Annotated in this window: 9 protein-coding genes; 3 read left to right on the forward strand and 6 right to left on the reverse strand. The window is 69.3% G+C overall.

Features of this window, described 5'->3' with window-relative positions:
• Window positions 1–26: 26 nt before the first annotated feature.
• Both pglW and ACZ6JS_RS28260 read right to left on the reverse strand, forming a co-directional pair.
• Complete coding sequence (gene pglW / locus ACZ6JS_RS28255; RefSeq protein ID WP_469302037.1) at window positions 27–4,448, reverse strand: BREX system serine/threonine kinase PglW; 4,422 nt, start codon at window positions 4,446–4,448, stop codon at window positions 27–29.
• 111 nt (window positions 4,449–4,559) lie between these two features.
• Window positions 4,560–5,681 carry a hypothetical protein gene (locus ACZ6JS_RS28260; RefSeq protein WP_469302039.1) on the reverse strand — a complete coding sequence of 374 codons (1,122 nt, stop codon included), beginning with the start codon at window positions 5,679–5,681 and terminating at the stop codon, window positions 4,560–4,562.
• Between the two features lie 1,144 nt (window positions 5,682–6,825).
• On the opposite strand from ACZ6JS_RS28260, the gene ACZ6JS_RS28265 reads away from it, so the two are divergent.
• Window positions 6,826–7,431 (forward strand): hypothetical protein, encoded by a 606-nt coding sequence (locus tag ACZ6JS_RS28265; RefSeq protein ID WP_469302040.1) that lies wholly within the window; start codon window positions 6,826–6,828, stop codon window positions 7,429–7,431.
• Between the two features lie 263 nt (window positions 7,432–7,694).
• Here the strand turns inward: ACZ6JS_RS28265 and ACZ6JS_RS28270 are convergent, their stop codons facing one another.
• A complete protein-coding gene (locus tag ACZ6JS_RS28270; RefSeq protein WP_469302042.1) occupies window positions 7,695–9,026 on the reverse strand; it encodes a class I SAM-dependent RNA methyltransferase in 1,332 nt (443 codons plus the stop codon).
• Window positions 9,027–9,140: 114 nt separating this feature from the next.
• Entirely contained in the window at window positions 9,141–11,195 is a 2,055-nt protein-coding gene (locus tag ACZ6JS_RS28275) for an APC family permease (RefSeq protein WP_469302043.1), read from the reverse strand.
• A gap of 273 nt (window positions 11,196–11,468) precedes the next feature.
• Here ACZ6JS_RS28275 and ACZ6JS_RS28280 point away from each other — a divergent pair, with 273 nt between their 5' ends.
• Together ACZ6JS_RS28280 and ACZ6JS_RS28285 are read left to right on the forward strand one after the other, a co-directional pair.
• Window positions 11,469–12,137 carry a potassium channel family protein gene (locus ACZ6JS_RS28280; RefSeq protein WP_469302235.1) on the forward strand — a complete coding sequence of 223 codons (669 nt, stop codon included), beginning with the start codon at window positions 11,469–11,471 and terminating at the stop codon, window positions 12,135–12,137.
• Window positions 12,134–12,796 carry a potassium channel family protein gene (locus ACZ6JS_RS28285; protein ID WP_030650639.1) on the forward strand — a complete coding sequence of 221 codons (663 nt, stop codon included), beginning with the start codon at window positions 12,134–12,136 and terminating at the stop codon, window positions 12,794–12,796. Before ACZ6JS_RS28280 ends, ACZ6JS_RS28285 begins: the two co-directional genes overlap by 4 nt.
• A gap of 511 nt (window positions 12,797–13,307) precedes the next feature.
• On the opposite strand, the gene ACZ6JS_RS28290 is transcribed toward ACZ6JS_RS28285, so the two are convergent.
• Window positions 13,308–14,039 (reverse strand): DUF3159 domain-containing protein, encoded by a 732-nt coding sequence (locus ACZ6JS_RS28290; protein ID WP_469302045.1) that lies wholly within the window; start codon window positions 14,037–14,039, stop codon window positions 13,308–13,310.
• A gap of 6 nt (window positions 14,040–14,045) precedes the next feature.
• Window positions 14,046–14,465 (reverse strand): OB-fold nucleic acid binding domain-containing protein, encoded by a 420-nt coding sequence (locus tag ACZ6JS_RS28295; RefSeq protein ID WP_136229447.1) that lies wholly within the window; start codon window positions 14,463–14,465, stop codon window positions 14,046–14,048.
• Between the last annotated feature and the right edge of the window lie 12 nt (window positions 14,466–14,477).

The raw sequence follows: 14,477 nt of genomic DNA on the forward strand, positions 1-14,477 counted from the left end.
TGGCCGTGGAGAGGACCTCTCTCATCTCACACGCTGCCCAGCGCCTCCAGCAACGCCCCGTCCAGATAAGCCAGTTCCCCGTCGCCGGGGATCACCTCCACCGTGCGCCCGTCCAGCAGCGGCTGCTGCGCACGGGCCTCCATCGGGCAAAGCAGCCACAGACCGTGCGGGCTCTCCGCCGGTCGGCGGGCGGCGCCCTGCAGGGCGACGAGGAAGGCTCGGCCGCCCTCGTCCCAGTAGCGCGCGATCAGACCGGCGTCGTGCAGGAACAGGACCGTACGCGGCGCCGCACAGCGGGTGCGCAGTTCCTCGGCGACGCGCTGCCAGACGACGCGGACGAAGCTGGCCAGGCCAGGCTTGATGCGGCCCGGTTCCGAGGCTCCGTCGGCGCGCAGTACGGCCTGCCAGTCGAAGCCCTTCTCCGCGACCAGCCGCTGGAACTCGGCCAGGAAGACCTCGCCGAGGTCCACCGCCAGGACGGGGAAGACCGCGGCCACTGCCTCAGCCGTACCGGGCAGCCGTACACCCTTGACGGTCAGCGCGAGGAAGCCGCCTCGCCGGGCCCGCTCCTCGAGCCGTTCGCGCACCGCGCCATGCGGATCTTCTCGGTCCGCGCGGGTGGCACGCGGCGGCGGCAGCAAGCTGGTGAGTCCACCCGAGCCGGTCGACGTGTGCGCGGTCCGGGCTGCGGGCAGCCGGAACGTGTCGGTGTCCAGGTCGTAGCGCAGCTCGAACCGGGCGGCGCGCAGGGCGTCCTCCAGCTCGACGTGCGTGGGCTCGCGGCCCCCGGCCAGGGCCTGGAGCTCGGGGAACCGGGCCCTGATCCGGGCCACAAGCTCCGCCGGGCTGATCCCGCGTTCGGCCCGCACCCCTGCGCCGGCCTGGGAGATGCGCAGGGCGCGCTCCAGTCCCAGCTCACGCGGGTACAGCTCAAGGCGCTGGGTGATCGCGACGGCCGGAGCCATGGCGGCGGCGAGGGTGACGAGGCGGGTGTCGGCGAGGGGCACGAACCCTTCCGGCGGCGGAACTGCCCGGAGTTCCCTGACCACTTCGGCATGGCCGGGCAGCGGCTCCTGTACCGCAAGCTTCTCTGCCGCGTCGCCGAGCGCGGAGGCGTAGTCGGCCAGTTCACGCGGGCTGGGGTCGTCGGTGCCGGGCAAGGACTCGGCAGCGATCAGGACTGTGTCGCCGCGGCGGTGGACGGCGAGCCGCGGCTCGTGCCCCTCGGCCTCGTCACCGGTCTCCGCCTCCACCGCGGCGCGTACGACGGCCAGGGCACGGGCCATCGTCCGAGGCGGGGTGTCGTCGGCGGCTCCGTGGCGCGCTCGCAGCTCGGCCGCCGCTTCGGTGGCGGTCATCACCCGCCCGCCCGGCGACGCGATGATCTCCGCGAGTTCGGTGCGTACGGCCTTGAGCCATTCCGCGTCGGCCCACTGCTTGATCTCGATGCGATGGTGTCGGGAGACCGGCGGCTGCTTGATCCCCAGGTGCTCGGCGACGCGTGCCTGCACGGGCCAGGAGCCCAACGGGGACAGCCCGCCCTCCTCGGGAGGAAGGCCGAGAGTGAGCCGGATGACGGGCTCTCGGTTCGACCCCTTGCGCCCGGGACCAGGGGCCAGCAGGGCTGCCATGTCGTCTATCGACAGGAGGCGCAGTCCTTCCGCGCCGGCGTTGTCCGCGCCACTCTGAGCTGCCTCGGCTCCAACGACCGGCGCGGCCTGGCGGCCTGCCGGTGTCCCGCTGCTCGGCTTGGTCCGCAAGGCGGTGGCCCACTGCTTGCGCCGCCGGTTCAGCTCCTTGCGCACCAGGGCGCCGGCGCCCCGGGCTTTGGAGATCGCATACGGCTGGACGCTGAGCAGCTGTCCGACCGTCGTGGCGCCGAGACCGTTCGCCACGGAGACCGCCCGGGGTGAGAGCCCGGCGGCTTCCAGCAAGGTGTCTTCGTCCGCCGCTTCGGCCGCACCGTCGCGCGCCTCCTCCGTGTGCTCGGCCGTGCTGCCGACCGTCGACGGAGTGGTGGTGGGGCGGGTGGCGTCGGCGGCCCGGAAGATGTCCTGCCAGGCGTCCTTCATCTGGCGCAGCGTGTCGAAGCGCCGCTCGATCTCCCTGTGTAGCGCCCGCTCGAAGAAGGACCGCAGGCCGTCCCGGAGAGCCGGCTCGAAAAGGTCGTCGGCGATGTGGAGTTCAGCGGAGTCGTTGGTGGCCGGATCGACCTGGCCGTCTCCCCACAGAGGCCGTTCTCCGCCGGCCATCTCGTGCAGGGTGACGGCGGCCGCGTAGTACTCGGCATGGTCGTCGTAGTGGGGTCGGCGCACCGAACCGAGGAACGGGTCGAGGTAGCCGCGCGTGCCCGCTTTCACGTCCCGGTCAGAGGCGTCGGTCAGGGAGAAGTCGAACAGCTTCAGCTGCCAGGTGCGGTCCTTGCGGCGGTGGATACCGAGGTTGTCGGGCTTGATGTCCCGGTGGCGCACTCCGTGACCCGCGAGCTGGTCGAGTGCCTGGAAGAGGTCCTCTCCGAAGCGTTCCAGTTCATGGTAGGTGAGCCGACCCTGGCCGCGTAGGCGTGCTCCGAGGGACTGTTCTCCTGCGTACTCCAGCTCCAGGACCGTCCGGCCGCCGATCTCGCGCAGCTCCTGTCCGCGCAGTTGGACCACGGCTCCGCCGCCGACGAGTTTCAACGCGCGGGCCTCGGCGCGCAGCCGTTCTGCTTTCTCCTCGTCGAGGGCGACCTTGAAGACGTGTTCGTCGATCCGGACCTCGCCGTCCTCGTCCTCGACCGCACGCTCCACGAGCAGGGCTCGGGCGGTGGCGCCGGTACCGAGGACCCGTCGGACCGACCATTCCTCGTCGAGGGCCTGGCCCGGCATGGCCTCCAGCGGATCCGCGGCAGCGGTATCCACGGAGTCGGGCAGGACACCAACCCGTTCCGCTTCGTCCAGCAGGTCGAGAAATGCCTCTGCCGAGCTCAGCCGGTCGTTCACGTCGGAGCGGGTGGCCTGGAAGATCAGGTTGTCCAGGGCCTCGGACACGCCGTCCGCAACGGCGAACAGACGCAGGCCGGAGTCGACGCGGAGGCGCTCGACGAGAACGCTGCGCTGTGGCGCGGGGGCCTGCCCGGACAAGACGAGGTGAGCCACCGCGCCCAGGCCGAAGATGTCGAGATCGGCCGGGTCGGCGTAGGGCTGGTCGGTCTCGGGGGCAAGGTAGACGAGTGCCTCGTCCTCGATCAGGGCCGCGTCGAGGGCCGAGCCGCCGATCGAGCGAAAGAAGGTGGCGTTGCTGTCGAAGTCGCGGGCGGCCGTCTGCCAGTCCGTGATCCGTAGCTCGGGGGCAGCCCCGTCGCCCCTGAAGGAAACGTAGATGGAACGCGCGGCGAGAGCACGGTGGTACAGGGAGCGGTTGTGGGCGTAACGGACGGCCTCGGCGAGCTGACGTACCAGGTCGAGACGCGTCTCGGGGGTGAGTCTGGCGCCGTAGGTGTCCAGGTACTGGTCCAGGCGCAAGTCCGTTTTGCGGTGACGGAAGAGGATCGCCGGGCCCGCCTCGTGCTCACGGAACTCGACGGCGTCGACGATGCCGCGGTGGGTGATGCCTTGGAGGACCTGATACTCGCGCCGAGCGGCACGCTCGGTGGACTTCCGGGCGGCTTCGGTCGCGCCCTGGCTGACCAGGTAGATACGGACCCGCCCCTCCTCCTGCACGAGGCCGTCGTCGCGGACGGCGAGACGGTCCTCCCAGGTGGTCCCGGCGTCCAGGGGGTGCGGGCGCAGCTTCCAGGCTTCGCCGAAGCGCAGGTGTCCGGTGGACTGCCGGATACCGATGGCTCGCAACAGCCTCGGCAGAGTGTTCTTCGAGAATTCGGGGGTGATCCGGCGGTCGGCACGGTCCGGGGGGAGCCCGAGGAAGTCCTGCCAGACGCGGCCCAGCCCGCTGGCGCCATCATCGCGCCCGTAGACCCGGATGCGCTGGATCTCGTCCAGATGGCTGACCAGTTCAGGGGACGACAGGAAGACCGCGGGCTCGATCCGTGGCACCTCCCGTTCGTCAATCTTGAGTTTGCGTGCGGCCCAGCGCAGTTGGCTGCGAAGTTCCTTCGACTTGACGTCGTTGAAGTGCAGCGGGTTGTTGAGCGTCCGGGTCCGGTCGGTGCCCCGGAAGCTCCAAGTGGAGCCGGTGTTGTGCAGCTCGCCCGGGTGGCTCTTGATCTCGATCAGGAACAGACCGGCCGGCACCGCGACGAGGAGGTCGCACTCATTGATGCGGCCGGACTGCGCAGTGAAAGAGAACGTGGCCCAAGCCCGGTAGGGCTCGGCGGCAGGCAGCAAACGCCGGACGTGGTCCAGGGCGTCCTGCTCCCAGGCGTACGGTGAAGGCCGCTCCTGGAACCACTGCTGTGCGGGTTTCGGCGGAGCAGGCTTCGGTGCGGGCTTTCCCCCTGCTGCTGTCACGCTCAAGCCTCCATCACGCCCCGTACCCGTCCCGCAAAAACCACCTGGTAGACCCTACCGCTCACGGCCGCGGACCGATGCGGTTGGCGCAGGAGGGCGGCCGGTCAGCCCTCACCGCCGCCCATCAGCCGCTCCACGGCTGCGCACACCTGTCGCAGGGCTTCCGGCTGCTTGGACAACGCGGACAGCGGCACGGACCCGCCAGCCAGTGAAGCCCTTCCCCCGCTGGACTGCGAGTTTCTGTGCGAGTCCGCCGACATCCGGGAGGGCATCGGCGAATGCGGATGCCGCGTCGCGGCCCAAATGGTGGATGATCGATTGGAAGCTGAAGGCAAGATCGTCCTTCCCCGGACTGTCGCGCAGGGACAGCGTCCAGACCGGCACCTGCTTCCCTGCGGCCGGGAAGTACACCGAGATGCTGGGATACGCAGCTTTGTTGGCCACCGGTCGTCCCAAAGCGTCCGCGTGCTCGAGCAGGGCGAGGCCCGCTTGTCGATCCTCGGAATTGCGGCTCTCCAAGGCTGCGTCCACGTCCGCCCGCGTCCACTTCTGGCCGGCCCCAACGGACCGGGATCGTGCCTTTGTCGCCGTAGCCACCTCACCATGAACCCTCGGGACGAGCACACGGTGATCACCCCTCCCCCGGTACTGAGTGAGCTCAACCGCGTACACGTCCACTTGACGCATCTGCCGGTTCAGGAACTCGACGACGGCCCTCAGTTCCACCGGTATCCAGTCGGCTACGAACAGCAGGCGCATTCGGCCCGCCTCCAGCCGTTCCTCCACCGTCGCCCAGAACTCATCGGGCGACTGGCCGTCCAACAGCTCCTCATAAACGTCCGAGACGATGCCGCCGCCCTCGGCGCACGTCTCTTCAAAGGTTCGCTGGAGCAGCGCGCGGGGCCAGTAGCGTGCCCCGTTGGCCGCGTAGTCGAGCATCTGACCCACGACCTCCCTGCGTATGCGGGTATCACTGGCCCGCTTCACCTCCACCAGGGTAGGTACGCCATCGGCGTCCACAAACAGGTGGTCGAGCCAGAAGGCAGACGTGCTCTCGCCATCGTTAGGCGCCTTCATCTCCCGGGCCACCAGAAAGAGCCGTAGCGGTCGGCCGTCCGCCAGCGTCCCGAAATCCAGGATCCGCGGGTGCCGTGCCAGCAGATCCTGGAATTCGGCTTCGGTGTCGAACGCTGCGGGCTCCAGCACGTTCAGCTCCTCGTCCAGCAGAAACACAGGCTGCACACTCATCCCCATCCCCAGCAGTGATCGCGGGCCGGTCACCACCACCCACAGATCTACCAAGCAGCACTGACAACCACGCCCACGGGTCACGCAAGGTCGCGAGACGTCCAACCGCCGGTCCGCCCCGGGGCCACCTCCGCCGATCGAGAAGCGATCAGCCGTCGTCACACGCGGGTAAGCAAGCGCCTACGACAGTGCCCAACGGCTGCCTTCGGGCGGCGTAACCACGACAAGCACTCTTGGGTAAGGCAATGGTTGAGAGCATGCCGTGGACGCGTTCGCAGGGTTGGGGGTTCAGATGTCGCGACAGCTAAACGAGCGTCAGCTACAGGTGCTTCATTGGGTTGGCCAAGGATGCCCCGAGGGCATTTGGGAAGGAACCACGCACAAGCTCAGCTGCCAAGCACTACAGAGCCGGGGGCTGGTCAAAGTCTCCAAGCGCCAGGGCCAGTGGTCCGCCACTCTCACCGACGCCGGCCAGCACTACCTGGACCACAGCGCCTATCCACCCGCTCAACCTAGCCGCGGACATACAGCACCCGGACAACGAAGCGGATCCCAACCGTCTACTGCGAGAGGTGGCCAAAGGGCCGGTGCGCAAGCAGCCAGGACCGCCCCTCCGCAGCTCACCACCTCTTTGCCACGGAAGAGAACCAAGACGGTCACGGAGCAGCTTCTGGAAGAGCTCACCGAAGCAGGCGGCTGGATCGTCAAGCGCGAAACCAGTGGCCGGGAGACCGAGAAGTGGCCCATCCGCGTCGCCGCAGCCCGCAGATCGGGGAAGATCCCCGAAACCAAAGAACTGCATGCGGGCTGGTGCCGTGACGGCTACGAAATTCGGCTCGTCGACACCCCTGCCTGGCGTTTGGCCTCGCTGCCACCGGTTCCCGTACCAGCACGGCTCATCAGTCCACACCCGCTGGTCAAAACTCTGCAAGGGCACCCTGAGCCCCTGGGGTTGACCAAGTCTGTGCAGGGGCGAGCCTTACGCCTCGTCCACGCGCTGCTTACCGCCACGCAAGCACTGGGGTATGTCAGCGCACTCGGCACGGGCCGGGGCGCACCACACCGCCGGCGAAATGGCCCTCCACACTTCACCATCACAGCGCAGGGGCAGACGTGCGATTTCATCGTCTTGCAGGAACAGGACCGCGCTGAACACGTCCCCCCGAAGAAAGAGCTTGCGGATGCCGAGAGGCACTCCTGGGTCAGGATCCCTCGATACGACTACTCCCCCGCTGAACGGCTGAGGATTTGCGTCACTGGCGGGGTGACACACCGGGCCAGCGAGTGGGCCGACACAGCCGCTCGCTCACTTGAAGAGCAACTCGCCGAGATCGTGCAGGAAGTCGGGCTCCGAGGGGAAGCCGCCGAACGCAAGAGGCTGGCCGAACTGGAGGCAGCCCGGCAGAAGCGGCTCCAGTGGGAAGCCGCAATGCAGCGGGCAAGGATCGACTACGCAGAGGAAGTCCGGGTCCGGCTCCTCGAAGCGCAAGAGGAGGCGTGGCGTCTCGCAGCGGGCATGACTGAATACGTCGACGCTCTCCGCCTCCACGCAGCGACCCTTCCCTGCGGACCGGAGAGGGACGGTGCCGAGGCCTGGATCGCTTGGGCCGACGGCCATGTACGACGCCTGAACCCGCTCAACGGGACACTCGGCCTACCGGACATCCCTGAACCTCGCGCCGATGATCTGAAGCCGTTCCTCCGCGGCTTGAGCCCCTACGGCCCCGGTTACTGACAGTGGCCATCTGCGCCTACTTCCGCGGTAGCAGCAGTTCCCAAGGGCAGCCGTCGCTGCTCTTGGGCGGTCGCCCAAGGGCAGTAAACAGCCAAGACTTCGCAAAGCGGGACCTCGGAAGGCAGACCTGAAACTGCCCGTGACCTGCACGATCAATGAGCTGATGACCCATCAGAACCAGCGTCAAATGAGCGTCGCGAGCGTCATTTCAGCGTCAAGATATCGCCCGTAACGCCCACAATGCACACCGGGAAACCTGCAGGTCAGGCGGCCTTCGCGATGGGCTCCAGGATCGCGACGCACTCCACGTGGTGGGTCATCGGGAAGAGGTCGAAGACGCGCAGGGTGCGGGGCTTGTAGCCGGCTTCCGCGAAGTAGGCCAGGTCGCGGGCCAGGGCCGCCGGGTCGCAGGCCACGTAGGCGATGCGGCGGGCCGAGAGGCCGGCCACGTGGCGGACCGTCTGCTTGCCGGCGCCCGCGCGCGGGGGGTCCAGGACGACCAGGTCGCACTCCGTGATGCCGGTCTTCGGGAGGACCGTCTCGACCTTGCCCTGTTCGATGCGGACCCGGGGGAAGTCCGCCAGGTTGTGCCGGGCGTCCTCCACCGCGCGCTTCGTCGACTCGATGCCCAGCACGGCGCCCGTCTCGCCGAGGCGCTCGGCCAGGGCTCCCGCGAAGATGCCGACCCCGCAGTACAGGTCGAGGGCCATCTCGCCCTTGCGCGGCATCAGGCCCTGCATGACAGCCTTGATCAGGGTGTCCGCGGCCTGCGGGTGGACCTGCCAGAAGCCGCCCATGCCCACGCGGTACGTACGGCCGTCCGCGCGCTCCCGGACGAAGGGGCGGCCGTGGACGCGGTGGACGCCGCCGTCCTTCTCCTCCACGCGCAGGACGGAGACGGGCTTGTCGAGCTCGACCAGCGGGAGGCGGCCGCCGGGGCGCGGGGTGAGGACGACCTGGCGGTCGCCCGAGCCGGACGCGGCAATGGCCTCGACCGTGGCCATCTGGGGCCAGTCCTGCTTCTCGATGCCGAGCTCGCTGACGCCCGGCGCCGCGATCATGCAGTGGTCGATCGGCTCGATGTCGTGCGAGCGGTGCTTGCGCAGGCCCACGGTGCCGTCCTCGTCGACCGCGTACTGCACGCGTGTGCGCCACTGCGGCACCTGTCCGGCCGGCAGCTTGTCGCCCTCGGCGGGCATCACGGTGCCGTCCCAGCCGGCCTCCTCCGCGGTGAGCCCGGCGAGCCGCTTCAGCTGCTCGGCGACGACCTCGCCCTTGAGCCGGCGCTGCGCGCCCGGCTTGGCGTGCTGCCAGTCGCAGCCGCCGCACTTGCCGGGGCCGGCGTACGGGCAGGGGGCCTCGACGCGGTCCTTGGAGGCGTCGAGCACGGTGATCGCGTCGGCGCGCAGGAAGCGGGAGTCGACGTCGCCCTCGGTGACCTTGGCGACGACCTTCTCACCGGGCAGGGTGTGGCGGACGAACAGGACGCGCCCCTCGGCGGTCCGGGCGATGCAGTGGCCGCCGTGCGCGACGGGACCGACCTCGACCTCGTATTCCTCCCCGACCAGTGACTGCTTCTCGTTCTGCTCCGTCATGGCGGGGAGGCTCCAAGGCTAAGAAAGACCAAAAAAAGTGAAACGGCCGGACGACCGACCCACCAGTTTACGTGGATCTCGTCCGGCCGTTCACCAACCCGTTCTCCGACCCGTTCAGCCCTTGCCGGTCGGTGCCTTGGGCGGCCGGGGCGTGTCCACCGGACCGCGGCGGACCGAACCGGGGGCGTTCCAGTCCTGGCGCTTCTTCGCCCGCCGCTTGGCGAGCTCCGAGGATTCGAGCTGGTAGGGCACCGAGGTGACCATCACACCGGGGGTGAAGAGCAGCCGGCCCTTGAGGCGCAGCGCGCTCTGGTTGTGCAGCAGGTGCTCCCACCAGCGGCCGACGACGTACTCGGGGATGTACACGCTGACCGCGTCGCGCGGGTTCTCGCTGCGCAGGCCCTTGACGTACTCGACCACGGGGCGGGTGATCTCGCGGTAGGGCGAGTCGAGGATCTTGAGCGGGACGTTGATCCCGCGCCGGTCCCACTCCTCGCGCAGGGCCTTGGTCTCGGCATGGTCGACGCTGATGCTGACCGCTTCCAGGGTGTCCGAGCGGGTGAGCTTGGCGAAGGCCAGGGCGCGCAGCGTGGGCTTGTGCACCTTGGATACCAGGACGATCGAGTGGACCCGGGAGGGGCGCACGCTGTCGTCGCTGGGGCCCTCCGCGGCGGCGATCTCGGCGGAGACCCGGTCGTAGTGCTTGCGGATCGCGGTCATCGTGCCGTAGAAGATCACCATTCCGAGCAGGGCGACCCAGGCGCCGTGGGTGAACTTGGTGGCCAGGACGACGACCAGGACCATGCCGGTGAAGAAGGCGCCGAAGGTGTTGATCGCGCGGGAGCGGTGCATGTGCCGGCGGGCGGCGGCGTCGCGCTCCGTCTTCAGGTGCCGGTTCCAGTGCCGGACCATGCCGATCTGGCTCAGCGTGAAGGACACGAAGACGCCGACGATGTAGAGCTGGATCAGCTTCGTCGAGTCCGCGTCGTAGATCCAGACGAGCAGTATGGCGGCGCCGGCGAGGAGCACGATGCCGTTGGAGAAGGCGAGCCGGTCGCCGCGCGTGTGCAGCTGGCGGGGCAGGTAGCGGTCCTGGGCGAGGATCGAGCCGAGCAGCGGGAAGCCGTTGTACGCCGTGTTCGCGGCCAGGAACAGCACCAGCGCGGTGGCCGTGGCCAGCAGGATGAAGAGGATGCTGCCGCCACCGAAGACGGCCTCGCCGACCTGGGAGATCACCGGGTCCTGGACGTACTCGGGGCCGACGGGGACGCCGTTGTCCAGCAGGTCCACGGCGGGGTTCTCGGCCATCCGCACATCGGTGGCCATGGCCAGGCCGATGATCCCGCAGAACATGGTGACCGCCAGGCCGCCCATGAGGGCGAGGGTGGTCGCGGCGTTCTTGCTCTTGGGCTTGCGGAAGGCGGGGACGCCGTTGCTGATCGCCTCGACGCCGGTCAGTGCGGCACAGCCCGAGGAGAAGGCGCGCAGCAGCAGGAAGACCATGGCGAAGCCGGCCAGGCCCTTCTGCTCGGGTTCGATCTCGAAGTCGGCCGTCGGCGCCGACATGGTCTCCCCGAGGACGATGCCCTTCCAGGCTCCCCAGCCGATCATGACGAAGACCGCGGCGACGAAGACGTACGTCGGGATCGCGAAGAGCTTGCCGGACTCCTTCACGCCGCGCAGATTCATCAGCGTGAGCAGAAGGATCATGACGATCGCCGAGAGCACCTTGTGCTCGATGACGAAATGCACGGCGGAGCCGAGATTCTCCACTCCTGAGGAAATCGACACCGCGACGGTCAGGACGTAGTCGACGAGCAGGGCGCTCGCGACGGTCAGGCCGGCCCGGGGTCCGAGGTTGGTGTTGGCCACCTCGTAGTCGCCGCCGCCGCTGGGGTAGGCGTGGACGTTCTGCCGGTAGGAGGCGACCACCGTGAACATCAGCACCACGACCGCGAGGGCGATCCAGGGGCTGTACTGGTAGGCGGAGACGCCCGCGATCGACAGGACCAGCAGGACCTCGCCCGGGGCGTAGGCCACGGAGGAGAGAGGGTCGGACGCGAAGACGGGAAGGGCGATCCGCTTGGGAAGGAGCGTTTCCCCGAGGCGGTCGCTGTGCAGCGCCCGGCCGATCAGGATCCGTTTGGGCACGTCGGTCAGTTTGGACACGCAGAGGATCGTAAGCGTTCGAAATCAGACTGACGAACCCCCACCCCCTCATACCGCAATCCCGTTGCATTTCCTCCCCGACCGCACCACGACCACACCACGAGTGCGCCTCCGGACGCGCCTCGGACGCGTCCGGAGAAGCCCCAAGAGGCCCCAAGCGGCCCCACCCGTGACCGCCCGTGTGTAGCTTGGGGCGTGGTCTGAGACCCTGTTAAACCAGAGCATGCAATGAGGCTGGGAACCAGCGAGTCGCTGACAGCCGGAAGGACGGCCGTGCACATCGTCATCATGGGTTGCGGAAGAGTGGGCTCCGCCCTCGCGCAAACCCTGGAACAGCAGGGTCATACGGTCGCAGTCGTCGACCAGGACCCCACCGCATTCCGCCGGCTCGGCGCCGGTTTCGGCGGCCGCCGCGTCACCGGGGTCGGCTTCGACCAGGACACCCTGCGGGAGGCGGGAATCGAGGACGCGGGCGCGTTCGCGGCCGTCAGCAGTGGTGACAATTCCAACATCATCGCCGCCCGGGTGGCCCGCGAGATGTTCGGCGTCGAGAACGTCGCCGCGCGCATCTACGACCCCAAGCGCGCCGAGGTCTACCAGCGCCTGGGCATCCCCACCGTCGCCACCGTGCGGTGGACCGCGGACCAGATGCTGCGCCGGCTGCTGCCGTCGGGCGCCGAGCCGCTGTGGCGGGACCCGAGCGGTGGCGTGCAGCTCGCCGAGGTGCACACCTCCCCCACCTGGATCGGCCACAAGGTCAGCAGGATCCAGGAGGAGACCGGCGTCCGTGTCGCCTTCCTCACCCGGCTGGGCGAGGCCATGCTGCCGACGTCGCAGACGGTGTTGCAGGAGGGCGACCTCGTCCACGTGATGATGCGCACGGACGAGATCGACAAGGTCGAGGCGGCTTTCGCCGAGGGGCCTGAGGAGGCACACGCATGAGGGTCGCTATCGCCGGGGCGGGCGCGGTGGGCCGCTCCATCGCGGGCGAACTGCTGGAGAACGGCCATGAGGTGCTCCTCGTCGACAAGGCGCCGACGGCCATCTCGGTGGAGCGGGTGCCGCAGGCCGAGTGGCTGCTGGCCGACGCCTGCGAGATCACCTCGCTGGACGAGGCGGCGCTGCAGCGCTGCAACGTGGTCATCGCGGCGACCGGCGACGACAAGGTCAACCTCGTCGTCTCGCTGCTCGCGAAGACCGAGTACGGGGTGCCGCGGGTGGTGGCCCGCGTCAACAACCCGAAGAACGAGTGGCTCTTCAACGAGTCCTGGGGCGTGGACGTCGCGGTCTCCACGCCGCGCCTGATGTCCGCCCTGGTCGAGGAGGCCGTGAGCGTCGGCGACCTGGTACGGCTGCTGCGCTTCAGCCACGGCGACGCGAACCTCGTCGAGCTGACCCTGCCGGCCGACTCCTCGGTGGCGGGCACCCAGATCAGCGAGATCAGCTGGCCCGAGGACACCTCGCTGGTCACGATCATCCGGGGCAACCGGGTGCTGACGCCGCACGGCGAGGAGACCCTGGAGCCGGGCGACGAACTGCTCTTCGTGGCCGCCCAGGCCCGTGAGGAGCAGCTGGAGGATCTCCTCCAGGCCCGCCGCTAGCGCGTCGGCCCTTGCGGGCACGCTCGACGGACGAAGGGGGCGCACCCGGCCGGGTGCGCCCCCTTCGCGCTTCCCCGCCCGGGCGGGGAGTTCCCGCGAAGCCGGGGCCCGGGCTCGGGCTCGGGGGCCGTGGTGTGCGGTGGGGGCGGCCCCGGGCGTGAGCTCGGGGCCGTGGTGTGCGGTGGGGCGGCGCCCCGGGGTGGTGCCTGCTCGGCTCGCGCCTGCGGGCACCGCTTCGTCTGCGGGGGCGGTGGTTGCGCGCCCGTCCTGCGGGGACACTCCCCGTGTGCCCGCCCCGCGGTGGCCCGCAGGCGCCGAGCCGGGGCACCAGGACACGCCCCGAACAGCCGGAGGGGACGGGCACGGGCCGCTTCGGACGCCGCCCCGCCGCCCCGGCCGGGCCCGTACCGCGGCGGGCGGGGCGGCGCGTGCCGGCAGGGGGACGACGCAGGGGCGGGCCCGGCCTTGATGGCCGGGCCCGCCCCTGCGTCGTTCGTCGTGTGCCGGCCGGTCAGGCCTTCCGGTGGGACGTCGCCTTGCGGGCCTCCTCGGCGGCCTCCCTGGCCTCCCACTCCGCGATCACGTCGATCGGCGGCGGCGCCTTCGCCAGGAAGACCCAGGTGAAGTAGACCGCGAGCACCATCGGCGGGAGCTTCAGCGCGATCAGCACCCAGCCCAGCTGCGTCGCGTCGCCCCACCAGTACAGCGGGAAGAGGATCGCGTACTTGGCGAGGAAGATCAGCCCCCAGGCCAGGCTGGCCTTGGTGTACGCCTTCTTGCGCCCCGGGTTGCGGGTGCGCCAGGACAGGTTCTCCTTGAAGACCGGTCCGAGGATCACGCCCAGCAGCGGGAAGCCCACCAGCGCCGAGACCGTGAAGGCCAGGCCCAGGCCGACTCCGTAGATCATGCCCGGCAGGTAGAAGCCCTTGGCGCTTCCCGTGAACAGGGCGAAGGCGACACCGACGCCCACGCCGAACACCCCGCTGAAGGCGTGCTTGACGGTGTCCTTGCGCAGCAGTCGCACGATCACCAGCAGTACGGCGACCGCGCCCGCCGCGATGGCGGACATCTTCACGTCCTTGTTGACCGTGTAGATCATCACGAAGAGCAGCCCGGGGAGCATCGTCTCGATGGTGCCCCGGACACCTCCGAACGCGTCGAACAGCGCCGCCTGCGTCACGGCCTTCTGGTCCTCGGACGGCTCGGCGCCGGGCTCCGGGTTGGTCGGTTTGTCGAGTGACATCGCCGGTTACTGCTCCTGTCCGAGCGGTCGGAGTTCGTACTTCGGGTTGAACAGCACCCGACGGCCGTGACTCAGGGAGATGCGCCCGGAGGCGATCATGCGTCGCCCGGGCTCGATTCCCACGATCGAGCGACGTCCGAGCCAGACCACGTCCAGTGCGCCGGAGCCGTCGAAGAGCTCGGCCTCCAGAGCGGGGACGCCGGCCCGCGGCCGCAGGGTGACCGTGCGGAGGGTGCCGGTCACCTTGACTATCTGACGGTCGTCGCAGTCGCAGATGCGCGTGCACCCTGCGGCTTCTGCGTCCTCCTGCAGCTCCGCGGAGTGCAGGTCCTCCTGCGAGGTCGACAGCCGCTCGATCATCCGGCGGAACCGGCCCGCCGGCCTGGCCGGCTTCGCGGGCTTCTCGGGACGCGGTTCAGCACTCATACAGGAAAGCCT

It is taken from the genome of Streptomyces sp. NPDC046349, from assembly GCF_055587885.1.